22 protein-coding genes and 1 pseudogene are annotated in these 21402 nt (G+C 60.2%); 10 read left to right on the forward strand and 13 right to left on the reverse strand.

The annotated features are described in order from the left end of the window. The 7 genes and pseudogenes from KDL09_RS09430 to KDL09_RS09460 form a co-directional block, all read left to right on the forward strand. Positions 1-1090, forward strand: a pseudogene (locus KDL09_RS09430) (ribonucleoside-diphosphate reductase subunit alpha); the annotation flags it as partial. 143 nt (positions 1091-1233) lie between these two features. Continuing rightward, positions 1234-2004, forward strand: coding sequence for a hypothetical protein (locus KDL09_RS09435; RefSeq protein WP_294384213.1), 771 nt, complete (start codon positions 1234-1236; stop codon positions 2002-2004). 1227 nt (positions 2005-3231) lie between these two features. Next, on the forward strand, positions 3232-3789 hold the full coding sequence (locus tag KDL09_RS09440) for a DUF3592 domain-containing protein (RefSeq protein WP_294384214.1): 558 nt from the start codon (positions 3232-3234) through the stop codon (positions 3787-3789). A 19-nt stretch (positions 3790-3808) separates the two neighbouring features. Continuing rightward, entirely contained in the window at positions 3809-4297 is a 489-nt protein-coding gene (locus KDL09_RS09445) for a hypothetical protein (protein ID WP_294384215.1), read from the forward strand. A gap of 145 nt (positions 4298-4442) precedes the next feature. After that, positions 4443-5216: a hypothetical protein gene (locus tag KDL09_RS09450; RefSeq protein ID WP_294384217.1), complete on the forward strand. Its 774-nt coding sequence runs from the start codon at positions 4443-4445 to the stop codon at positions 5214-5216. A gap of 178 nt (positions 5217-5394) precedes the next feature. Next, positions 5395-6387: a hypothetical protein gene (locus KDL09_RS09455; RefSeq protein ID WP_294384219.1), complete on the forward strand. Its 993-nt coding sequence runs from the start codon at positions 5395-5397 to the stop codon at positions 6385-6387. Between the two features lie 80 nt (positions 6388-6467). Next, the gene (locus KDL09_RS09460; RefSeq protein WP_294384220.1) at positions 6468-6923 is read left to right on the forward strand and encodes a hypothetical protein; all 456 of its coding nucleotides are present in this window, start codon (positions 6468-6470) and stop codon (positions 6921-6923) included. Here KDL09_RS09460 and KDL09_RS09465 read toward each other — a convergent pair whose 3' ends face one another. The 11 genes from KDL09_RS09465 to KDL09_RS09515 form a co-directional block, all read right to left on the reverse strand. Continuing rightward, the gene (locus tag KDL09_RS09465) at positions 6924-7958 is read right to left on the reverse strand and encodes a hypothetical protein (RefSeq protein WP_294384222.1); all 1035 of its coding nucleotides are present in this window, start codon (positions 7956-7958) and stop codon (positions 6924-6926) included. It abuts the gene before it with no gap. Positions 7959-8068: 110 nt separating this feature from the next. Then, entirely contained in the window at positions 8069-9628 is a 1560-nt protein-coding gene (locus KDL09_RS09470; RefSeq protein WP_294384224.1) for an NAD(P)/FAD-dependent oxidoreductase, read from the reverse strand. A 41-nt stretch (positions 9629-9669) separates the two neighbouring features. Beyond that, entirely contained in the window at positions 9670-11010 is a 1341-nt protein-coding gene (locus KDL09_RS09475) for a GTP-binding protein (protein WP_294384226.1), read from the reverse strand. Positions 11011-11056: 46 nt separating this feature from the next. Further along, positions 11057-11965, reverse strand: a complete 909-nt coding sequence (gene cysD, locus KDL09_RS09480) for a sulfate adenylyltransferase subunit CysD (RefSeq protein ID WP_294384227.1) — start codon at positions 11963-11965, stop codon at positions 11057-11059. A gap of 112 nt (positions 11966-12077) precedes the next feature. Beyond that, the gene (locus KDL09_RS09485; RefSeq protein ID WP_294384229.1) at positions 12078-12830 is read right to left on the reverse strand and encodes a sulfite exporter TauE/SafE family protein; all 753 of its coding nucleotides are present in this window, start codon (positions 12828-12830) and stop codon (positions 12078-12080) included. A gap of 6 nt (positions 12831-12836) precedes the next feature. Continuing rightward, positions 12837-13493 carry a phosphoadenosine phosphosulfate reductase family protein gene (locus tag KDL09_RS09490; protein WP_294384230.1) on the reverse strand — a complete coding sequence of 219 codons (657 nt, stop codon included), beginning with the start codon at positions 13491-13493 and terminating at the stop codon, positions 12837-12839. 130 nt (positions 13494-13623) lie between these two features. Next, positions 13624-13881: a 50S ribosomal protein L27 gene (rpmA, locus tag KDL09_RS09495; RefSeq protein WP_294384232.1), complete on the reverse strand. Its 258-nt coding sequence runs from the start codon at positions 13879-13881 to the stop codon at positions 13624-13626. Between the two features lie 20 nt (positions 13882-13901). Then, positions 13902-14216 (reverse strand): 50S ribosomal protein L21, encoded by a 315-nt coding sequence (gene rplU / locus KDL09_RS09500; RefSeq protein WP_294384234.1) that lies wholly within the window; start codon positions 14214-14216, stop codon positions 13902-13904. Between the two features lie 113 nt (positions 14217-14329). Further along, positions 14330-15130: an HAD-IIB family hydrolase gene (locus KDL09_RS09505; protein WP_294384236.1), complete on the reverse strand. Its 801-nt coding sequence runs from the start codon at positions 15128-15130 to the stop codon at positions 14330-14332. 17 nt (positions 15131-15147) lie between these two features. Continuing rightward, positions 15148-16617 carry a hypothetical protein gene (locus KDL09_RS09510; RefSeq protein WP_294384237.1) on the reverse strand — a complete coding sequence of 490 codons (1470 nt, stop codon included), beginning with the start codon at positions 16615-16617 and terminating at the stop codon, positions 15148-15150. A 35-nt stretch (positions 16618-16652) separates the two neighbouring features. Next, entirely contained in the window at positions 16653-17723 is a 1071-nt protein-coding gene (locus tag KDL09_RS09515; protein WP_294384238.1) for an OmpA family protein, read from the reverse strand. 109 nt (positions 17724-17832) lie between these two features. On the opposite strand from KDL09_RS09515, the gene KDL09_RS09520 reads away from it, so the two are divergent. From KDL09_RS09520 to KDL09_RS09530, 3 genes are read left to right on the forward strand one after another with little or no spacing between them, the layout of a single operon-like run. Further along, the gene (locus tag KDL09_RS09520; RefSeq protein ID WP_294384239.1) at positions 17833-18552 is read left to right on the forward strand and encodes a superoxide dismutase; all 720 of its coding nucleotides are present in this window, start codon (positions 17833-17835) and stop codon (positions 18550-18552) included. Between the two features lie 21 nt (positions 18553-18573). Beyond that, positions 18574-19101, forward strand: a complete 528-nt coding sequence (locus KDL09_RS09525; protein ID WP_294384240.1) for a hypothetical protein — start codon at positions 18574-18576, stop codon at positions 19099-19101. Between the two features lie 41 nt (positions 19102-19142). Continuing rightward, positions 19143-19520, forward strand: a complete 378-nt coding sequence (locus KDL09_RS09530; RefSeq protein ID WP_294384242.1) for a rhodanese-like domain-containing protein — start codon at positions 19143-19145, stop codon at positions 19518-19520. Position 19521: 1 nt separating this feature from the next. Here KDL09_RS09530 and KDL09_RS09535 read toward each other — a convergent pair whose 3' ends face one another. Beyond that, positions 19522-20313: a tRNA threonylcarbamoyladenosine dehydratase gene (locus tag KDL09_RS09535; protein ID WP_294384244.1), complete on the reverse strand. Its 792-nt coding sequence runs from the start codon at positions 20311-20313 to the stop codon at positions 19522-19524. A 44-nt stretch (positions 20314-20357) separates the two neighbouring features. Next, on the reverse strand, positions 20358-21383 hold the full coding sequence (locus tag KDL09_RS09540; protein WP_294384246.1) for an SMP-30/gluconolactonase/LRE family protein: 1026 nt from the start codon (positions 21381-21383) through the stop codon (positions 20358-20360). Positions 21384-21402 lie beyond the last annotated feature (19 nt).

Here is a 21402-nt window from a genome sequence, read left to right on the forward strand (position 1 = left end):
CAACCTCGGCTCCGTCCTCATTGACAACCACCTCGACGACGCCGGCAACATCGACCACGCCAAGCTCCGCGAGACCATCCGCATGGCCGTCCGTGCACTCGACAACGTCATCGACATCAACTTCTACCCCACCGACGCCGCCAAGACGTCGAATACACGCCACCGCCCCATCGGCCTCGGCGTCATGGGCCTGCAGTACGCCCTCTATCGCAAAGGCATCCCCTTCGCCTCGAAGGAAGCCGTCGAATTCAACGACGAGATGATGGAAGCCATCGCCTACTACGCCTACGAAGCCTCCTCCGACCTCGCCGCCGAACGCGGCCAGTATTCGACCTACAAAGGCAGCAAGTGGGACCGCGGCCTCATGCCACAGGACACCCTCGACCTCCTCGCCAAGGAACGTGGTCAGGACATCGACGTCCCCCGCGGCGGCAAGATGGACTGGAGCGCCCTCCGCGCCAAGATCGCCAAGCAGGGCATGCGCAACAGCAACGTCCTCGCCATCGCTCCCACCGCCACGATCTCCAACATCATGGGCTCCAGCCCCTGCATCGAGCCCCTGCTCAGCAACATGCTCGTGAAGGCCAATCTCTCCGGCGACTTCATGCTCCTCAATCCCTTCCTCATCCGCGACCTCAAGAAGCGCGGCCTGTGGACCCCGGACATCCAGAACAAGCTCAAGTACATGGACGGCGAGATCGACGCGATTGAAGAAATTCCCGTGGACCTCAAGCGCCGCTACGCCACCGCCTTCAGCATCGACTGGGCCTGGGTCGTCGACGCCGCAGGGCGCCGTCAGAAGTGGATCGACCAGAGCCAGAGTGTGAACCTCTTCTTCGGCAGCAAGGAAATGAGCGTCCTCAGCCACATGTATCGCGGTGCATGGAGAAAGGGTCTCAAAACGACCTACTACCTCCGCACCCGCAGCGCCTCCAACATCGAAAAGAGCACCGCCGAGTTCCAGAAGGAGATCAGCAGCGCCGTCATCAACCAGGCCATCGGTGCCAAACGCACCTACAGTGCCGAGGAAGTCCAGGCCTGCTCCATCGAAGCCATGCGAAATGGCGGGACGTGCGAGGCGTGTCAGTAACGGTAACGCGCTCCTCGTCTAACTTTTAGGTGATTGAGCCAAGGCTAAAGATAGCCATAACTCGAAAATTAACGCGAGTCGCGTTTAGAAGCTTGACTTCCAAACGCGACCTGTTACTATCGTGAGCTCAACGCCCTAAAGTCATGAACGAAGACATTAAGAAGGACCGCAGTCCAAGTAGTCCAAAGCTCCCTTTGGACGAAGCCATTGAGCTTGTGAGGAAACTCCATGCGAAGGTTGGCAAGGCGAGTGTTAAGCAAGAGGTTGCAGTTGGCCCGCTGGGCTATAGTGGCATCAACGGAGCATCCCTCAGCATAATTGCCGCGATTACCCAGTATGGTCTGATTGATCGCGAGCGTGGAGGAAGCTTGGCCGTTTCATCATTAGCCCTTCAACTCCTCCACCCGACATCTAAGCAAAACGAATTGAATGCCAGACGCGTAGCGGCAAAAACTCCCCGCATATTTGCCGAGCTTTTGGCAGGTGGGTTCGCGCATTGCGATGAACTTGTGCTCACCAACCACCTCATTCACGGCGGTTTTACTCCTGACGGTGCCCGAAAGGCTGCGTACGTCTTCAAAAAGAACGTGGATTTTGCCAGCTTGGTGGAAACTGGGGGGGATGAAGAGGAAATGATTACCTCCCCCGCGTTCCAATCGCCGTCTGAAAGTCCCCCAACGGTAGCGGCGGAGCTTCCTTCTGTTTCTTCTAAACCTTTCGTGATCCCGGTGACAGGAAGGGGGGGGCAACTGACAGAACTCCCAATTCCTCTGGAAGACGGTGTTGTTGCGCGAGTGCCATACCCGATGTCCGAAGAATCATTCGATCTTTTGATTGGAACACTACAGCTCTGGAAGCGCAAACTGGTTGCCCATCACGATACTCCGAAGGCTGTAGAAGACAATCCACCATAAACAAAAACCCGGCAGCGTTTAGCGCTGCCGGGTCCTGTAAACGAATTTCCGCTGGAATAGGATTCAGCAGCGGAGCCGTTTGGAGCGAACTGAACGTCCACCCAGTGCAACCAAAGTGTGACAGACAGGCCGCGCGGCGTCAACCCTGAGTCCATAACACCCCAGATAGCTTGTTTCATCTCATTCATGAATGACCAACTTACACTCTGGCCAGAGGAACGCCCTGGATACCGCAAGATTTTTCGCCCTTGGCGAATAAATCCCAAAACCGGTCTTCGGGAATATCCCAAGCGCGCTCGCTTTTTCGTCATGTGGGTTCGCGATGATGGCGTATAAATGACGGCTACGGCCCCGTTTCGAGCAATCGGAACGGGGCTTTTCAATTTATGGACGTAAATATGGGGAAGAGGGGGAGAACAACACTCTATCGCCCTGCATTTCACCCAAGCCCACCGGGTCTTCCGTCATGCAGCCCCGGAGTGCCGAGCGACAGCGAGCGCTCTCCTGGGAAACGGCCACCCACGATGCCCTTCGCATCGCGAACCCCGTCGGGGTTCCGTCACCCGCATGTCTCCGGGAGATGTGAGGTGGAACCGGAGGACAGGAACACGAATCCCTTGAAACTCAGGGAGGAACCGGTGTTCCGACGACTCGGAAAAGCGTTTTCCCAGCCGGGAAAAGGGATTTCCCGGGTCGGAAACGCGCTTCCCCGGGTTTCGCCGCCGCTTTCCTTGCTTTCCCACCGAGTTTCCTGGCAAGGAAACCGGCTGTCCCTGGTGGGAAACCCGGTCCCCCGGGTGGGAGACACACGTTCCCTGCTTTCCCACCGAGTTTCCCGGCAAGGAAACCTCGCGACCCACCCGGGAAACCTCGCGACCGACCCCGGAAACCTCGTGACCCACCCGGGAAACCTCGCGACCGACCCCGGAAACTTCGTGCCTGTCCCCAGAAATCTCGTGCCTGTCCCCAGAAATCTCGCGCCTGTCCCCAGGAACCTCGCGCCTGTCCCCAGGAACCTCGCGCCTGTCCCCAGGAAGCTCGCGCCTGTCCCCAGGAAGCTCGCGCCTGTCCCCAGGAACCTCGCGACTGTCCCCAGGAAGCTCGCAACTGTCCCCAGAAACCCCGCGACTGTCCCCAGGAACCTCGCGACTGACCCAAGGAACGGGGAATACGTTTGTCACCAAACTTGAGGTTGTGGCCGCTGCCCGTGCCTACGCTTTCCTTGACATGGAAGCCAAAGAAAAATGCTCGTGTCGATTAATGATTGTTGACTGGATTCCTCACGACATGGCAATTTCGCGACCCATGCAAATTGACGAGCATATTTCATATCGCGGCATCATCGTCTTCATCCTTCTGGGACTGGGGTTCATGGTGATGGGGTTCCTGTCCAAGAAACAGGCTGACGAGCTGAGTGCAGGCAACCAGACGATCGAGGCGCGCGTGACGGAGTCGAAAGTGACCGAGAAAAAGGGAAAGAAGAGCCACCAGATCAAATATGCCTTCAAGCCGGGGAATGAGGGAGCGGACGTGACCCGCTGCGATTTCCTGGGCAGGAAAGACCTGTGGTCCACCCTCAGCGAGGAGGAATACACGACGGCCACCGCGTCCGGGAAAGTTCAGGTGCGTTACGCCACCGCCAATCCCTCCAACAATGAGCCGGCGTCGGCGGGGGCACGGAGTTCCAAGGAGATACTGGGCGCACTGGGCGCGGGCGGCGTTTCACTGTTGATCGGCCTCATCGGCCTGATTCGGAAAAAGCGGGCTGAGAGAGCCGGGGCCTGATCTTTTTTCCTCCAGCCTCATGACACCCCTTCGCTCCAAGGCCGCACCCCGGGTGTATGGCCTCATGCTGGTGGCCGCAGTGCCTTTGCTGGCACTGGCCGTCCACCTCTATCAAAAACCGGGCCAGCAAAACTACGCGTACCTCTTCGCGGCGTGTGCTCTCGCTGGCTTTCTCAACATCGCCTCCATTCGTTTCTCATTCGACGGCCAGACGATCCGGTATTTCAGCCTGATGACGAGGACAGTCATCCAGATGAGCGAAGTCACCGGCGCCAAGATTGGCTACAGCGAATCCAAGGGCAACAACGCCTTCTTTTTCATCTCCACGGCGAAACGAGGAGATCTCCTGCTGAACCTTTACCTGCTGCCGGACAGGGACGCTGCATACTTCTGCGAGTGTTTGATGGCGCTGGGCATCTACCCCGAGGTGGCGAACGGCAAGCGTTCGCTCTATCTGGCAAAACGCTTTTATCCCAACGGCTGGGCTCAGCCGGAGGAAGAGGAGTGACGCTTTTTCGCTGACAATCTGATGTGAAGGAAGGTGGCCCTGCCCTCCCTCACTTTTGACACAGCGTTTACCAACAGTCGGCGTCGTTTGTCCCAAGGATCATTCCTTGCCATCCGTGATCCACATCACGACACTTCCGCTGCGCATGAAACTCGTCCCGATTCTCCTCCTCGCCTTCGCCTCGGCCTGTTTCCTGCACGCCGCCGATCCCGCGCCGGTGAAAACGAAGACAGCGAAGCCGCTGCGCACCTGGCAGGACTTCCTCGCCGTGATTCCGAAGGACATGGAACCCGAGAACGCACGCAACTGGACCGACGCGCAGAAGGAGGTGGCCAACGGCCTGCTCAAAACCAAGCTCGTGGATGTGAAGCGTCCCGCGACGATGCGCTTCAAGGTGCGCGGGGTCGATTTCTGGGAGCGCTTCGTCGTGTGGTCCTACCTGCCGAACGATGAAGGCTACTACATCCGCGTCTTCGCCAGCCAGTGGAAGGAAAAAGACATCCTGCCGAAGCTCGCCACGCTGCGCGAGGGCGACCTCATCGAGATGACCGGCGCATGCGATCTCGCCAAATTCGAAAACCTCTGGAACACGAAGTCGCTCTCCCTCGGCATCGGCGAGGCGTCCTTCATCAAGCTGCTGCCCAATGGCAAACCCGCGCCCGCACCCGAACGCACGCCGGTGAAGCTCATCTCCGCCGTCTATGGATCCGGCACTTCGTTCACCGACGTGACGGAACGCGTGAAATCCTACCTCGACGAACCCGGCGCGCGTTTTTATGCCACTCCGCAGTGGCTCGGCGCCGATCCCACGCCCGGCTGGAACAAGGCGCTCGTCATCGTCCACGAAGTCGATCGTCAGCGCCGCACCTTCACCGTTGGCGAGAACGGAGAGGTCAGCGCGGAGCTGATCATGAAGTGAGCCACTTCGCGTCCCCGATCCTGAATCCACGGACCCGGCGCAGCGGGTCCCTACCAGCGCTGCGTCGGGTCCCCGCCACTTTCGTCTTCCCATCCGCGCTTCAGTTTCATCTAATCAAGTTCATCGAGCGGGAGCCCTTCGGGTTTTCGTCCGAATCCACCCTCAGCCATCCTTCGTCATGCCATCCAAACACATCATCATCATTCATGGGCGCGCCACCAAGCCCTCCGGCAGCAAGAAGAAGGACCTCGTCATGAAATCTCTGCTCCACGGGCTGGAGCGCGTGGACAAGAAGGCCTCCAAGGCCGTGAGCAACAAAAAGGTGAAATGCTCTTTTGTTTATTACGGCGACATCAGCAACCGCCTCATGGTCGCGGCCGGAGCCAAGGCCAAAAAGGATCTGACCGGCAAGAACGATCCCGAATATGACTCCGCCCCGTGCGAACCGCCGAACAGCTACGACGCCGATCTGGTCAGGCTGCTGGCACGCCCGACCGATGCCTTCACCAAGGCCGACTACCGCAAGCTTCTGGCCGACTACAAAGACCGCCGCTGGCTCGATGAAGCCGCCACCGTCACCAGCGCCGTGGCCAGCCTCTTCGGACTGAACGACGACATCGTCGCGAAGGCCACGCCTGACATGGGAGCCTACCTCCAGTCACGCAGGGTCGGCTCGGAAGTGCGTGAACGTCTTGCCGACCCGCTCAAACGTGCACTGCTCGAAGGCGACGACATCTGCCTGATCTCTCACAGCATGGGCTGCATCGTCTCCTATGACGTGCTGTGGAAGTACTCCCAGATGAGCGAGTACCGCAACATTCAGAACACCGGCAACCGCGTCTCCCTCTGGCTCACGCTCGGCTGCCCGCTGGGAGAACCGGGGGTCAAGAAGCGCCTGTATGACGCCGATGAGCCGGAGGACGGCAGGTATCCCCGCAACATCATTCAAAACTGGGTCAACGTGGCGGCCTACGATGACTTTGTGGGCCACGACGCGAAGATCGTCGATGACTTCAGCGAGATGCGCAGCCGCCGCTGGCTGAACTCCATCAAGGATCAGCGCATCTACAACTTCTGGACCGGTTCCGACGGCACGAACCCGCACAAATTCTACGGCTACCTGGATCATCCGGACGTCGCCCGGCAGATCGCCTCCTGGATGAGTCCCTGACTCCGTCCTGCTTGGCAGAGTAACGAGGTGTCCTGAGTTTCGGCGCTTGCAGCGGCATCGAATCGGCGAACCATGCATGCATGAGTTCTCCTCTTTCCATCGCCGAGCAGATGCAGGTCCTGCGATCCGGCGCCGACGTGGCCGCCTTTGCGCTGCGACATCTCGGTCTGCCGGACGAATGGCGTGACACGAACGAACCCGGCAACACGGAGCGCTGCCAGGACGCGGTGAACCGCGTCTTCACCCTCACACGTGCGGAGATCGAGGCGAGTCTCGCGACCCAAGGACTCGATCCGGAACAGCTCCCGCCGGTGCGCACCGCGGAGGACTCGCACGACGGCACCTACTTCATCGCCAAGCCGGAGGGCGGATGGGACTACTACTACCAGGAACGCGGCTCGCCATGGGCGGGCGTGACATTCGACGATCTCGGCGAAGCACGGAAGTTTCTCCTCAACGATTTCATTCCCGTCTGGCTCGCTCATCTCCGCATCCCCTGCCGCACGCAGGACGGGCGGATGATAACTTCCTTGTAATCAGCCGAGCAGCTCCGGCACATGGAAGAAGGCCAGGGGTTCCTCGTGGCAGGTGATCACCATCACGTCTCCCGCCGCGGAGAGATCGACGCCTTTGGGACCGCCCTCCTGCGGATTCGTGCGGCCTTTCAAATAAGTCTCCTCGCTGAGTGCGAACAGGGACCGCGACGGCGCGCGTTCCCCGCGCCAGCCTCCAGCGTGGTCCGCTTCATACACATGCACAAAGCGGTCTCCGGCGTCGGCGACGAAGAGACGGCGGCCGTCGGGAGAGAAGCGGACGCCGTGAGGATAGTTGACGCCCTTGAGCTCGCCCACGGCGCGGGTGGCGGGCGTGAGCGCAGCGTTGAGGTCAAACATGAGAACGCTGTGCGTGTCGTGATTGCTGATGGCGAGCCAGGATTTGCCGGCATCAATCGCGATGCCGTCGGGAATCCGAAAGCCCTTGTTCAGAAAGACCTCGTCATACGGCTGACAGGCGCCGGCGCGGAGAGGCAGGATGTGACGCGAGATCCGATGCGTGTAATTGTTGCACACAAGGATCTCAGCCTGGTCGTCTGACGCACTGAGCACGCAGAGCGAGCCCGGTGAGTTCAAGCGCCGCAGGAACCCGATGCGGGTCACCTCATGAAGCGGCTCTGCATCCACCACACCACCCTCAGCCGGACGCTCCGGTATGGCAAAGAGGGAGATGCGCCCGCCACGGTTCGCCACGAGCAGTTGATTCTCACCGATGAACTCGATGCCATGCGGTCCCCTGAACCGGCGTGATCGGATCTCGAGGCAATCCAAAAGCCGCACCAATGGCCTCGGACCGGAGCGGTCCACCTCAATGTCGAAAATGAGGCAGGTGTTCTTCGCAAATCCGGTGATGGCGAGTTTCCGGTTGTCTGGTGAAAAGCGCACATCCTCGGTGCGCCCGACGCCGGAAAGCGCCTCGCGCACCGCAGGCGGGGCGGTGAACTCCAACCGGGCGCGATCAGCATCATGCGGCGTTCCACTGCCTTTACCCAGAGCTATCGTCTCAGAAATGATCATTCCGTGCGGCATTTCCATTCCCTTACGACACATGCAGTCGAACCGGCTGCATGCTGCGGAAATGAAATGCGACACTCGAGTCGCTGCAGGCCCCACAGTGCCGACCAGGCTCAGATCTGCCCCAGCCCGTAGTCGGCAAGAACGACCTTGGCTGCATTGTAGCCGCACAGGCCGGTGACGTTGCCGCCTGGATGCGTGGAACCGCCGCAGAGATACAAGCCAGGAATCTCCGTGCGGTAAGCACCCGCGCCTTTGAAAGGACGATGATAGCCGACCTGATCGTTCGCAAAGGAACCCACCAGCAGATCACCGCGACGCATGTTTGGCAGCAGACGCTCGGTGTCGAGGGCGCTGCGGGTGAAGGAGCCAAGAACGGCCTCGCGCAGATTCGGTGCATAAGTTTGCCACAGCTCAAGCATCGCGCGGCCATGCTCGTCCTTCTTCGCATCCCAGTTTCTCGCATCGCCCTTCAGGGCATAGGGCAGCTTCTCCCACATGAAGGCGGTGTGCCCTGCCACACCCTGCGTGATGTCGAACTGCGTCGGGCAGGCGCCCCACATGACGGTGCGAGGGATTTCACCGCGCTCATGCGCGGCGACGATGTCGTGGAACTGCGCCACGTCATCGAGACCGAGGATCATCATGAACGCCTCGTTCAACTCCGGATGCTGCTCCGCGGCGGCGTAACGCGGCGGCTCGCGCAGGTTCAGATTCAGCGCAAACAACGGAGCAAGGAGATTGTACTCGAATCCAGCCGCACGTTCCCGCAAATGCGAAGGCGCGACATCGGCCGGAATGAGATCGATGAAGGTCTGCTGCGGATTCAAACCGCTGGCGACGAACTGCGTGGCCTCGATGCGATCCCCGTTCACGGATTCGACACCGCACACGCAGCCCTGGCGCATCAGGATCGAGCGCGGCTGCCAGCGCGTGAAGACAACGCCGCCATGCTCGCGCAAATCCATGCACAGCGCCTCCGCGAGACGCCGCGAACCGCCGACACACATCTGCGCCTTGCGCGGACTCGCGAGCAGCGCGGGGATCGAATGACCGAAGCCCTTCTGGCGCAGATCGACCTCACGCAGCCCGTTGAAGAACAGCAGACCCGCCCGCACCGCCGGATGCTCAAACTCGCGCATCACGAACTCGATCGGAGACAACGCCTGCACCTCCAGCAGGGTGCGCCCGTGTTCCGTCTGCTTCAGCGCCGCGAGACGCTCTTCCGGCGGCAGCGGCGCGTTCTGTGCCTCGGGAATGAGGATCTGCTCCACGATGGGACGAAAGCGCTCCGTCCATTCACGCAAACGGTCCGCATCCCGCGGCGAGATGGCGGCAAAGGACGCGAAAGTTTTTTCAAAGTCCGTCCACCACTCCAGCACGCGATTTTCCGGCAGGATCATCGCCACGTTCAACTCCGGCTCGAGATAGCGCACGCCGTAGCGCTCCACCTGCAGTTCGCGATACCATGGCATGGCCGTGATGCCGCGATGGAAGAAGGAGTGCGTGTTGTGCTTGAAGCCGGAGCCGAGCGGAACCTCCTCCGTCGCGAGACCTCCGCCTGCGACATCGTTCTGCTCCACCACCGCCACCTTCAGGCCCGCACGCGCGGCGTAGCACGCGAGCACAAGCGCATTGTGCCCGGATCCGAGAATGATGCCGTCATAGGTCATGGTCACCTCTCATAACGTGACCACGCCGGTGATCTCACGCCTTAGATCGCCGCACCGGGATCTTCGAAATCATCCGCATCAACGCTCCTCTGAATCATGCCCGCCGCCACCGTGTTGTTGGACTGTTCATCGACAAGGATGAAGCTGCCGGTCGTGCGGTTCTTGGCATATGGATCAAAGAAAATCGGCGACGCACAGCGAATGCGGACGCAGCCGATGTCGTTGAGCGCGAACTCCTTGCTCTCGATGGATTTTTCCAACGTGCTGATGTTCACCTTGTAGAGCACGTCGGTGACGATGGCGCGCACATCATTGGTGGTGTGGCGCAGATGGAAACGGCCACGCGGCTTGAGAATCTTCTTGTCCGCAAACCAGCAGATCATGGCGTCGAACTCATGCGTGGTCTGCGCCGGCTGCGCCGCTTTCACGATCATGCCGCCGCGGCTGGTGTCGATCTCATCGGCGACGGTGATGCTATAGCTGAGCTGCGGAGTCGTCTCCTCCTGCGGACCCTCATAGGTGTGCAGGCCGGTGATCTTTGTCGTCATCTCAGATGGATAGACAAGCACCTCATCGCCGACACGGAAGGTGCCGCTGGCCATGCGGCCGGCGAAGCCGCGGTAGTCATGCAGATTGCCGAGCTTGGCGTCCTCGCGGTCGGAGATCGGACGGATGACCCACTGCACGGCGAAGCGCGCTTCATCAGCGGCGGTCTCGGTGTGAACCTGGACGGTCTCGAGATGCTGCAGCAGCGAAGGTCCTTGATACCAAGGCGTGGCCTCCGATTTATCGACGACGTTGTCGCCATTGAGCGCGCTCATCGGAATCGGCGTGACGTTCGGCAGATTGTCGAGGCCCTTCGCGAAGGCCTGGAAGTCGGCGACGATCTTGTCATAGACGGCCTGATCGAAATTCACGAGGTCCATCTTGTTCACCGCGAGAACGATGTGCCCGATGCGCAGCAACGACGCGAGGTAGGTGTGGCGCATCGTCTGCTCGATCACGCCCAGGCGTGCGTCGATGAGGATGATCGCCAGATCCGCCGTGGAAGCGCCGGTGACCATGTTGCGCGTGTATTGAATGTGTCCCGGCGTGTCGGCGATGATGAACTTGCGCTTCGGCGTGGCGAAGTAGCGATAGGCCACGTCGATCGTGATGCCCTGCTCGCGCTCGGCGCGCAGGCCGTCCGTGAGCAACGCGAGATTCACATGCGCATCGCCGCGACGCTTGGAGGATTCTTCGACCGCGAGAAGCTGATCTTCGAAGATCGACTTCGAGTCATACAGCAGACGGCCGATGAGCGTGCTTTTGCCATCGTCGACAGAGCCGGCGGTCGTGAAGCGAAGAAGAGAGGATTCAGTGGGATTGACGAGAACGTCCATGATCTGAGGAAAGTGTGTGAAGTTGAATGCTGCGGTTCTCGGTGAATCAGAAGTATCCTTCCTTCTTGCGGTCTTCCATGGCGGTCTCGCTGCGCTTGTCGTCGGCTCGGGTGCCGCGTTCGGTCTGACGAGCGGCGGCGACTTCGGCGACGATTTCGTCGATGGTGCTGGCGGTGGATTCGACGGCGCCGGTGCAGGTGGCGTCACCGACGGTGCGGAAGCGAATGGTCATTTCCTTCACCTTCGGCTTTTCTTCGTCGAGCAGCGGGATGATGCCGGTGCTGGCGTCGAGAAGCTGGCCGTGACGTTCGATGATCTTGCGCTTGTGGCTGAAGTAGAGGCTTGGCAGCGGAATGTTTTCCTGGCGGATGTACTGCCAGATGTCCATCTCGGTCCAGTTGCTGAGCGGGAATACCCGGAAGTGTTCGCCGAAGTGCTTGCGGCCGTTGAAGATGTTCCAGAGCTCGGGGCGCTGGTTCTTCGGATCCCACTGGCCGAACTCATCGCGGTGGCTGAAGAAGCGTTCCTTCGCGCGGGCCTTCTCTTCATCGCGACGTCCGCCGCCGAGGCAGGCGTCGTACTGATGTTCTTCGATCGTGTCGAGCAGCGTGACGGTCTGCAGCTTGTTGCGGCTGGCGTTGTGGCCTTTTTCTTCCTGCACACGACCATCGTCGATGGACTTCTGCACGAGGCCGACGGTCAAAGACGCGCCGATCTCCTGCACGAACCAGTCGCGGTATTCCATGGCCTCAGGGAAATTGTGGCCGGTGTCCACGTGAAGCAGCGGGAAGGGCAGCTTCGAAGGATAGAACGCTTTGCGTGCGAGCCAGGCCATGACGATGGAATCCTTGCCGCCGGAAAACAGAAGCGCGGGCTTTTGGAACTGCGCAGCGGTTTCGCGCAGGATGTAAATGGCCTCGGATTCGAGGAATTGAAGATGCGTGATGGCGGACATGATTGGGAACGAAAGCCGAGTGGAACAGTGGAGAGGAGACAGGGGAGGGAGGGTGTCAAGACGCTGACTGCGAATGCTCAGGAATTGGCAGGAGACGGGCAGCAGTGCCCGACTAGATCCAGGCCATGAATTTGAGAAGGTTGCGAATGCTCAGGCCGGTGACGAGCAGGCCGACGAGGATCATGAAGGGCTTGTGCGGAATGCGTTTGGCCGCCCAGGCGCCGAGCGGTGCGGCGACCACGCCGCCGATGGCGAGACCGAGGATCATGCTCCAGTGGGTGAGGCCGATGGTGAGGAAAAAGGTAACCGAAGCCGCGAGCGTGACGAAAAACTCCACGGCGTTCACGCTGCCGACGGTGATGCGGACGTTGTTGCCACGCACGATGAGATTGGAGGCGACGATTGGACCCCAGCCGCCGCCGCCCATGGCGTCCACCAGCGCGCCGAAAAAGCCGAGCGGTGCGAGATGCGTGGTCACATTGCGCGGCGGCACACGCGTGAAGGCCTTGGCGATGATGATGACGCCCATGATGATGAGATAGCTGGAGACATACGGCTTCAGCACCTCGCCATCGATGGAAGCAAGCGCATAGGCACCGATAATGGCGCCGATGACCGCCGGGATCAGCAACCTGCGAAAGAGAAAGCGGTCCACGTTGCCAAACGCGTGATGCGAAAGGCCGGAGGCACCCGTGGTGAAACACTCCGCCGCATGCACGGTGGCGCTGGTGGCCGCCGGCGGCACGCCGAAGGCCATGAGCAGCGATGAAGCGCTGACGCCATAGGCCATGCCGAGCGCGCCGTCGATCAACTGAGCGACGAAACCGGCAACGACATAGAGAAGAAAGTCGGGAGGCAGATCCATGGGCGCTTACGCTTTGTCGGTGACAAGCTTGGCATGCAGACCGCACTCGTGTTTTTCATCGCCCTTAGCGGGATCGTAGTAGGTACGCTCGTTCGGCAGGTCGTGCTCGATGAGATAAGCGTCCATCTCGACCGGGGTCCAGTCGAGGATGGGGTTCACCTTGAGGCAGTTGAACTTCGCATCCCACATGAAGGGCTGCAGCGTGGCGGCACGCTGAGGATTCTGCTCCTTGCGCAGTGCCGTGATCCAAACCTTGGGCGCCAGTTCACGCATGCCGCGCTCGAAGGGCTCCAGCTTCATGATGCGACTGAAGGATTCGACGCGCTCCACTTCATCCGGCATCGGCACCTGGCCGCCATTGAGCGCCAGCCAGTGGGCGGCGGTCATGAGCGGAAGATAGGGCTTCAAATTGAGACCCAAGCGAGCCCGGCTCTTTTCCGCGAAGCGATAGGTTTCGGGGAGATTCGTCCCGTGATCGACCCAGAGGATGGGGATGTTGGCGTCCTGCTCCGTGGCGAGATGCAGAATGACGGCCTCATACGGACGGAAGTTCGTGGTGACGATGGCCTGCCCTTCGGCCTGCGCGAGGGCCGTCTGGATGATTTCCTGGGGCGATTTGCTGCGGGCGTCGTCGTTGAGGGCTTGGAGTTGCTCGGGATTCATGCGGGGCGCGGAGTATTAACCTTATTCTCGATGTGTAAAGTAGGAAATAGAAAGGGGTCGAGAATTTTGGGCACAAAAAAGGGCGCGGAGGTGATCCGCGCCCTGATGAAATAAGACTGATCGTTCCTGCTTACGCTTCCAGAGCGGCGGGGGCGATGTTCACGCGACGACCATCCTTGTCGAAGAGGACTTTGCCGTCCACGAGAGCGAAGATGGTGTGATCCTTGCCGAGACCGACGTTGCGGCCGGGGATCCACTTCGTGCCACGCTGGCGGAGGATGATGTTGCCTGCGACGACGGCTTCGCCGCCGAATTTCTTGACGCCAAGACGCTTGCTGTTGCTGTCGCGACCGTTCTTGACGGAACCTTGTCCTTTTTTATGGGCCATAAGGGTGGGTTGGTAAGGGGTTAGGCGTTGATTTCGGTGATCTGCACGAGGGTCAGCGGCTGACGATGGCCGCGGGTCTTGTGGAAGCCCTTGCGCTTGCGGAACTTGAAGGTGGTGGCCTTTTCAGCCTTGTGCTGCTTGAGCACCTTGGCGGAAACGCTGGCGCCAGCGACGGTGGGGGCGCCCACTTTGATGCTGCTGCCTTCACCGGCGACGAGCACCTGGTCGAAGGTGGCGGTTTCGCCTTCAGCAGATTCGAGCTTCTCCACGTCGAGCTTGTCGCCCACGGAGACTTTGTACTGCTTGCCGCCTGTTTTGATGATTGCGTATGCCATAACCTGAAAAAGTAAGTGTTGTCCACCCGTCCGGGACGAGGGGCGCGGAGATTTCCACAGGTCACCCCGTTCGGCAAGGGAAAACTTCCCGCGAACGTCGCAGAGGGGTGAAATCAGGCCGCAGGAGGCTTGGAACCTCCGAAAAAGTGGTTCAGGGCCTCCATCATGCCCTCGCTGGCTACGCGGGTGGCTACGAATCCGCCGCGTGAATGAACGATCTGTTTCACCGGATCAACCGCGTTGCCGGGACAGGCGATCATGCGGGCGTGACGCTGATCGAGCATGCTCAGATCATTGTAGTTGTCTCCTGCCGCAAAGCAGGCCGAGGAATCGAGCCCGAGCAGTCGTGCCAGTTCGCTCAGCGCGGTTCCTTTGCTGTAACCGCTATGGGAAAAGCGCAGGTAGATGCCGTTACGGTGATAGCCGATGTCCGGGAACTGCCGCGCATGCGTATCGATGTAGGCACAAATGCCGTCGAGTTCCGCATCAGTGGTGGCGACGATGCCCATCTCCCCTTCACTGCCGCTGATAAACGATGCATTCGTCTGCGTCTCGACCATTTGTCGGATGGCCTGCATCGAAGGCTGATGATCTTTGGCAAAGCGTTCCTGCGCTCGCCGCGCCTGACGGTTCCAAGAGCCGAAGTCCGTCCAGCGGCTGAAAAAGCCCGGTTTATAGATGTCGCACTCCTGCGCGATGATGAAATCCGGCTCTGCATAGATGCCGTGCTGCGCGAGGCCCTCGATCGCCTGACCGAGACTGCGCCCCGTGTTGACCACCCACGCCGCGCCCTGGCCGCGCAGCAGTTGAATCATCTGTCCGAGACCCGGATGGAACACAGGGTCGCTCTCCGGATGCACAAGCGTGCCATCGAAGTCGAAGCAGAGAATGAAACGATGTTTGGGGGTTGCCATGAATCAGGGGCGCGCATTCATGCCGTGAAAGGCGCCGGCTGCAAGACCGCGATGACACGCATGAACGCCAGCACACAGAGAGCCCACAAAACCGTCTCATACATCACGAACACCGGCAGGCGCATCTTCCGCCGCCGCGCACGATGCACCAGCGACTCGCTGGCCCAGAGGAGGCTGAGCACGAGCGGAGGATACAACGCGAGATGCCGGCTTCCCCAAGTCAGCACGGACATGTCCCAGCCAAAGTCGAGCGTGCAGGCGACAAAGGCGAGCACGGTGAACAAAACGAGCGGAGCAGTCTCCGGATGCAAAGCCTGCCCCGCATGGGCCGCACGCGGCGCCACGAACCACACGATCACCGTCAGCAGGATCAGGATGCTGGCGAGAACGATGACGAAAACACCTCGCTCGTGCGGCAGAGAATCAAAACTCCATGGCAGCTGAAGCACGGATTTGATCATCTTCAGACCGCCCTGACTCAGACGCTCCTTCATGGCTTCCGGCGCATGAGATGCGGTGTAATTCGCATAGCTCGGCAGTTGGTCCGCAGGCACCGCCTGCAGGGATTCGCGCGTCTGATGAGTCGCGGTCCATCGCTGAAGTTCTGTATCATCTTCGAACCAGCGCCAGAAGAACGGAGCGGCGTCTCCCAGCTTCTCCTTTGAGTGCGCCAGCATCGGCCCGGTGGTGATGAAGTGACACACGACGAGCACAATCATGCCCAGCCAGTGGTTGCGCCACACCCAGAGTGAAGTGCCGCGCTCGTGAGACCAGTGCGCGACGATCATGCCCCACAGCCAGCGAAGCGTGCTCACAAAGATGAAAACCAGGACCAGTGATGTTGCTGTGGGCAGTGTGAGATTTGCCAGGGCGGAGAAAAAGCCGATGACGCCGTAGAGCCAGAGCGAATTGCGCTTCAACGCCGCCACGCAGCACACCCATGTGAGCAGAAACAGAAGCTGAAACAGCACATCCGGTGAGAACACCGACGCCGAGGGCAACAGCACCCCGAATCCTATCGTCAGAATCGTGAGCAATGCCGCAGGGATCGAAAACGTACGCGCGGCAGCCAGACCGAGCATCAGCAGAAAACCCAGGCTCAATCCGGCAAGACATTGTTTGGCGGATCGCAGTACGCGCTGATCCTCGGCCTTGAGACGTCCGTCTGCCTTGGCGTGGTCTGCGTCGATGCTCCAAGCTGCGAGCCAGGGCCAGAGCGGACGCACCACGCCATCGGTGCGATGCGGCAGCCAGTCGTTCAACGGTTGTGAGACACTTTTGGAAAAGTCCGGGGTCAGATCACGCCTTGTGTCGATCGCAGCATTCAGATAGACCCGCTCCTCCTCAGGAATGTTCGACCCTGAGTCCTGGAGATTTTGAGACGCCTTGAGGAAGCACCAGGCGAAGAGAACCAGGCCCGCCATCATCACCACCCAGCGGCCGCCACGCAGCCATATTTTCGTGAGATGCAGAAACACGGACTTCACCGAAATGCAAACTGCGAGGTTGGCGTGAGAGCGGGTTACTTTTTCGGGCGCACCTTGATTTCCACACGGCGGTTCAGGCCCTGCTCTTCCACGGTGCCGGAAACGGGCACAATGGGCTTCGACTTGCCCATGCCCACGGCCTGAATGCGATCGCTGCCAAGTCCGAGCGAGTCACGCAGCCAGCTCACAACTGCGTTCGCACGACGCAGGCTCAGGTTGAGATTGAAGTCCTCACCGCCAAAGCTGTCGGTGTGCCCTTCGATGATGAAGAGCGAATCCGGGTTCTTTTGAATGAGGAATCCAAGCTTCATGAGGCTGAGACGCGCCGCTTCGGCAAGTTGATCGCTGCCGTATTCGAACAGCAGGTCGGTGGGCATCAGGATCGGCGCGGTGCTGCCTCCCATTTTGCCGCCACCGCCAAGAAGATCGTCGAGATTGCTGAAGCCCTTCACACGTGCGCCGGCGGCGGTGGACAGGCTCTCGCTTTTCACCGCGTCGAGCAGCCCGCTGTCCATCTTGCCGCCTTCACCGGGATCGAGGGCGCCGGCATCCAGCAGCATCTGCTTTTCTGAAACCGGTTTCGAAAGCACATCGCGCCGAACGCTCGCCATCTCGGCGGCAAGGTCGGGAGCGGCCACGGTTTGAGGGGCAAGGAGCTTCGCCATGTCGTTGCCTTTCGGCGTGCCGGGCGCACCATCGCCGGGATCGTTGGCGCGAATGAAGTTCGTGATCTCCTTCACATTGGGTGTGAGGTCGATTTCCTGGTTCGTGGGCAGCTCCTGAAGCTTGTCGAAGTCGTCCAGCTTGGGCTCGAAGGCCTTCATGTCCGGCATGTTGCCCGGTGCGATCGTTTCAGGAATCTGCTGGATGGCTTCCTGCTCCTTGAGCTTTTGCTCGCTGATACGGATGCGTTCCGGAACCTCGCGCGGCTGGGCGGGAGTGACGGCGGAAATGCCCAGTGAATCAAAGCCGACGACGAGCATCATGTGAAACACCACCGACAGAATCAGGGCAAACATGACCCACCACTTCAGGCTCCAATCCTCGCGGGAGCGAAAGGAGGACTGCGGAGTGGTCCATTCGGGGGGATGGGTGACTACGGCCATGACGCGCGGACGCTACCATGCGTGACAAAAGAATGCACGCGGCACTTTCGCCGTGACATCGCACCCGCCGCCTTCGTATCCTCAATTCGCATCCCACCCCAATACCACCATGAACCGACGCGCTTTCCTCACCACCAGCACCGCCGCTCTGGCGGGTTCTTTCTTTGCCCCTACGAGCAGCCATGCGCTGGATCTCACCCAGGCTCCCCTGCCCTACGCCCCCGAGGCCCTCGAACCCTACATCGACGCGATGACCATGGGCATCCACTTCGGCAAACACCACGCCGGATACGTTACCAAGCTCGGTGACGCACTCAAAGCCGCCAACATCAGCCAGACGGATGCCCAGGCACTCGTCTCGGACATCAAATCGCTGCCCGATGCCGCTCAGACCGCCATCCGCAACAACGGTGGTGGCCATGTGAACCACTCCTGGTTCTGGAAATGGATGGCTCCCGCTGGCAGCGGCCCCAAAGGTCCCGAGGGCAAGCTCGGCGAAGCGATCCAGAGCACCTTCACGAGCATCGACGACTTCAAAAAAGTCTTCGGCGAAGCCGCCGGCAAGCGCTTCGGCTCCGGCTGGGCCTGGCTCATCGTCACCAAGGACGGCGGTCTTAAAGTCACCTCCACTCCGAATCAGGACAACCCGCTCATGAAGGGCATCGTTGATGACGCGGATCTCGGCACTCCGATCCTTGGCATCGACGTCTGGGAACACGCCTATTACCTCAAGTATCAAAACAAACGCCCCGACTACGTCACCGCCTGGTGGAACGTGGTCAACTGGGCCGAGGTGGCCAAGGGCTACGAAGCCGCGAAGAAGGCGTAGTCGGCTTCACTCTCCGCGCTCATGACCGGTCTCATCGAGGTCAAGCTCATGGAGTTGAACCAGCTGTTCAACTCCATGGACCCCTCACCGTTCCATGAGCGCGACCTCGACCGCAACGCTGAAGAATTCATCGTCAGCTGGGCGCAGGAGCATCCGCGTCAGCATAATCTGAAACTCGTCCTGCATCTCACCAAGCGTCCGGCTGATCTGGACGAGGCGCGTCGCGTTGTCACGGAATCCGTCACCCACTACTTCGACTACCGTGCCAGCATGACGCTGCGTGAGTTCAAGCGCCTCATGCGCGAAGGACGCACCGCACTGCTCGTGGGACTGATCTTCCTCGCCCTCTGCCAGATCACCGCCACACTGCTCACGCCGCCCGCAGGAAACTGGCAGGCCGTCGCCCGCGAAGGACTCACCATCATCGGCTGGGTCGCCATGTGGAAACCGCTCGAAATCTATCTCTACCGCTGGTGGCCTCTGCTTGCGCTGCGCAAGCTTTACCAGCGTCTCAGCGTCATGCCCGTTGAAGTGCAGTGCGCTCCGTGAAACCCTTCAAACACAACTCATATCCGTTCACACAACCTCCCATGAAACACCTCCTCACCTCTCTCCTCCTGCTCGTCCCTGCTCTCGCGTTTGCCGCCGACCCGGTCAAACACGTCAAGGCAGACGAAGCCGCCAAGATCATCGCCGAAGGCAAAACCGTCGTCGTCGATGTGCGCACCTCCGATGAGTTCAAAGACGGCCACATTCAAGGCGCGAAGAACATCGACATCTTTTCGAACGGCTTCGAAGCCGAGGTCGCCAAGCTCGACAAATCGAAGCCCACGCTCGTCCACTGCCAGTCCGGCGGTCGCAGCACGCGTGCGCTAAAAACCTTCGAAAAGCTCGGCTTCAAAAACCTCATCCACCTCGACGACGGCTTCGGCGGCTGGGAAGCCGCAGGAAAACCGGTGCAAAAGTAAGTCAACGAGCGGTCAATCGACTCACCACCTCAGCCGCAAGAGCGAAACCGAAGGCGCCAGTGACAAAAGTCGCAGCACCAAAACCGGCGGCGCAGTCGAGACGGAGGCCGGCTTCGGCACCTTGTTCGGGCTCAACCGAGCACGAGCCATCCGCCCACGGATAGACGGGCTTCTCGGTGGAGAAGACGCAAGACACGTTCATCGTCAGCGGACGGCCTTCGGCGCTTTTGGCAAAGCCGTGATTGCGGCGCAGGCACTGACGCACGCCTTTGAGCAAAGGGTCAGTTCCAGCGTGGCCGAGATCGGTGATCTTGATGAGCGTCGGATCACGACGGCCGCCGGCGGAGCCGGAGGTGATGACGGGAAGACCGCGCGAGCAGCATTGCGCAATGATGAGCGCCTTGATCGAGGTGCGATCAACGGCATCAACGACGAAATCAAACGCCGGCTCGAGCAGACGTGCCACGTTTGATTCGGTGAGAAACTCGATGCAGCGGTTTACGCGGCAGGCGGGATTGATCTCGGCCACGCGGGCGGCCAGCACCTCGACTTTGGAATGTCCGACGGTGTGTGCGAGCGCCGGAAGCTGACGATTCGTGTTCGTGATGCAGACGTCATCCATGTCGATCAACGTCAGTGCACCGACACCACTGCGCGCAAGTGCCTCTACCACCCAGGAACCGACACCTCCGACGCCGACGATAGCGACGTGCGCTTTTTCCAAGCGTGGCAACGCCGCGGCTCCGTAGAGCCGCCCGATGCCGCCGAAGCGCTGGGTGTAGGGTTCATCCATGCCGCTTCATACGCGTCACGAACGCCGCGAGCAAGCGGAGCGCTTTAGCAATGATGTGCGCCACGGGTGTTCACGTAGAGCGAGAACAAGCTCTGGCTGGCGGTGATGAAGAGACGGTTCCGTTTCGGACCTCCGAAGCAAAGGTTGCTCGCGGTTTCAGGAAGCTTGATGTGGCCAAGCATCTTGCCTTCGGGATTGAAGACATGCACGCCATCGTAGCCGTCGCCGATCCAGCCCGCACTGGCCCACAGATTGCCTTCGACGTCGCAGCGGATGCCGTCGGAGTTGCCTTTGGCGGCTTTGTCAGACAGCACACCTTTGTTGGTGGTGAAGACCTTGCCGTTTTTCACTTTCGTGCCGTCCACCTCATACACACGGATGTTTTTCGGCGAGCCGGTGTCCACGATGTACACCTTTGTGTAGTCCGGAGAGAAACAGAGGCCGTTGGGTTTCTCCAGATCTTCGGTGATCTTGGTGATCTCACCGGCCGGATCGATGCGATAGACCGATTCTTTGAGGAAGAGCTCACCTTTGTTGCCTTCGTAGTCCATCATGCTGCCGTAACCGGGATCCGTGAACCAGATCGATCCGTCTGGATGCACGGCGCCGTCATTGGGAGCGTTGAGCGGCTTGCCGTCGAACTTGTCGGCCAGAACGGTGATCTTGCCGTCGAGCTCGTAGCGGACGACGCGGCGTGTGGCGTGCTCGAAGCTGATCTGGCGTCCCTGAAGGTCGAAGGTGTTGCCGTTGCTGTTGTTGGCATTGTTGCGCATCACGCTCACGTGACCGTCTTCGGGCAGATAACGCATCTGCGCGTTGTTGGGAATGTCGCTCCACACGAGGTAGTTGCCGCTGCCGTTCCACGCCGGACCTTCAGCCCAAAGCATGCCGGTGTGAAGGCGGCGGATGGGGGAGTTCCCCTGAGTAAGTTTTTCGAACGCAGGATCGAGCACGATGACATCGGGATCCGGATAGCGTTCCGGCGTCTGGCCGCTCCAATCACGAGCAAGGACGGTGGTGGCGGCGGAGACGGCGAAGGTGGTGAGGAAAGTGCGACGGTTGGAGTTCATGACGGCTTGGTTGTAGCGA

It is taken from the genome of Prosthecobacter sp. (assembly GCF_020439865.1).
Lineage (GTDB): Bacteria > Verrucomicrobiota > Verrucomicrobiia > Verrucomicrobiales > Verrucomicrobiaceae > Prosthecobacter.

Excerpts from the sequence above, each read along its gene's own strand:
- KDL09_RS09475 (WP_294384226.1), bottom strand. The coding sequence starts at position 11,010 with ATGGACGTTCTCGTCAATCCCACTGAATCCTCTCTTCTTCGCTTCACG.
- KDL09_RS09485 (WP_294384229.1), bottom strand. The coding sequence starts at position 12,830 with ATGGATCTGCCTCCCGACTTTCTTCTCTATGTCGTTGCCGGTTTCGTC.
- KDL09_RS09455 (WP_294384219.1), top strand. The coding sequence starts at position 5,395 with ATGCCATCCAAACACATCATCATCATTCATGGGCGCGCCACCAAGCCC.
- rplU (WP_294384234.1), bottom strand. The coding sequence starts at position 14,216 with ATGGCATACGCAATCATCAAAACAGGCGGCAAGCAGTACAAAGTCTCC.
- KDL09_RS09450 (WP_294384217.1), top strand. The coding sequence starts at position 4,443 with ATGAAACTCGTCCCGATTCTCCTCCTCGCCTTCGCCTCGGCCTGTTTC.
- KDL09_RS09440 (WP_294384214.1), top strand. The coding sequence starts at position 3,232 with ATGGAAGCCAAAGAAAAATGCTCGTGTCGATTAATGATTGTTGACTGG.
- KDL09_RS09465 (WP_294384222.1), bottom strand. The coding sequence starts at position 7,958 with ATGATCATTTCTGAGACGATAGCTCTGGGTAAAGGCAGTGGAACGCCG.
- cysD (WP_294384227.1), bottom strand. The coding sequence starts at position 11,965 with ATGTCCGCCATCACGCATCTTCAATTCCTCGAATCCGAGGCCATTTAC.
- KDL09_RS09505 (WP_294384236.1), bottom strand. The coding sequence starts at position 15,130 with ATGGCAACCCCCAAACATCGTTTCATTCTCTGCTTCGACTTCGATGGC.
- KDL09_RS09460 (WP_294384220.1), top strand. The coding sequence starts at position 6,468 with ATGAGTTCTCCTCTTTCCATCGCCGAGCAGATGCAGGTCCTGCGATCC.
- KDL09_RS09445 (WP_294384215.1), top strand. The coding sequence starts at position 3,809 with ATGACACCCCTTCGCTCCAAGGCCGCACCCCGGGTGTATGGCCTCATG.
- rpmA (WP_294384232.1), bottom strand. The coding sequence starts at position 13,881 with ATGGCCCATAAAAAAGGACAAGGTTCCGTCAAGAACGGTCGCGACAGC.
- KDL09_RS09520 (WP_294384239.1), top strand. The coding sequence starts at position 17,833 with ATGAACCGACGCGCTTTCCTCACCACCAGCACCGCCGCTCTGGCGGGT.
- KDL09_RS09515 (WP_294384238.1), bottom strand. The coding sequence starts at position 17,723 with ATGGCCGTAGTCACCCATCCCCCCGAATGGACCACTCCGCAGTCCTCC.
- KDL09_RS09530 (WP_294384242.1), top strand. The coding sequence starts at position 19,143 with ATGAAACACCTCCTCACCTCTCTCCTCCTGCTCGTCCCTGCTCTCGCG.
- KDL09_RS09470 (WP_294384224.1), bottom strand. The coding sequence starts at position 9,628 with ATGACCTATGACGGCATCATTCTCGGATCCGGGCACAATGCGCTTGTG.
- KDL09_RS09540 (WP_294384246.1), bottom strand. The coding sequence starts at position 21,383 with ATGAACTCCAACCGTCGCACTTTCCTCACCACCTTCGCCGTCTCCGCC.
- KDL09_RS09435 (WP_294384213.1), top strand. The coding sequence starts at position 1,234 with ATGAACGAAGACATTAAGAAGGACCGCAGTCCAAGTAGTCCAAAGCTC.
- KDL09_RS09535 (WP_294384244.1), bottom strand. The coding sequence starts at position 20,313 with ATGGATGAACCCTACACCCAGCGCTTCGGCGGCATCGGGCGGCTCTAC.
- KDL09_RS09525 (WP_294384240.1), top strand. The coding sequence starts at position 18,574 with ATGACCGGTCTCATCGAGGTCAAGCTCATGGAGTTGAACCAGCTGTTC.
- KDL09_RS09490 (WP_294384230.1), bottom strand. The coding sequence starts at position 13,493 with ATGAATCCCGAGCAACTCCAAGCCCTCAACGACGACGCCCGCAGCAAA.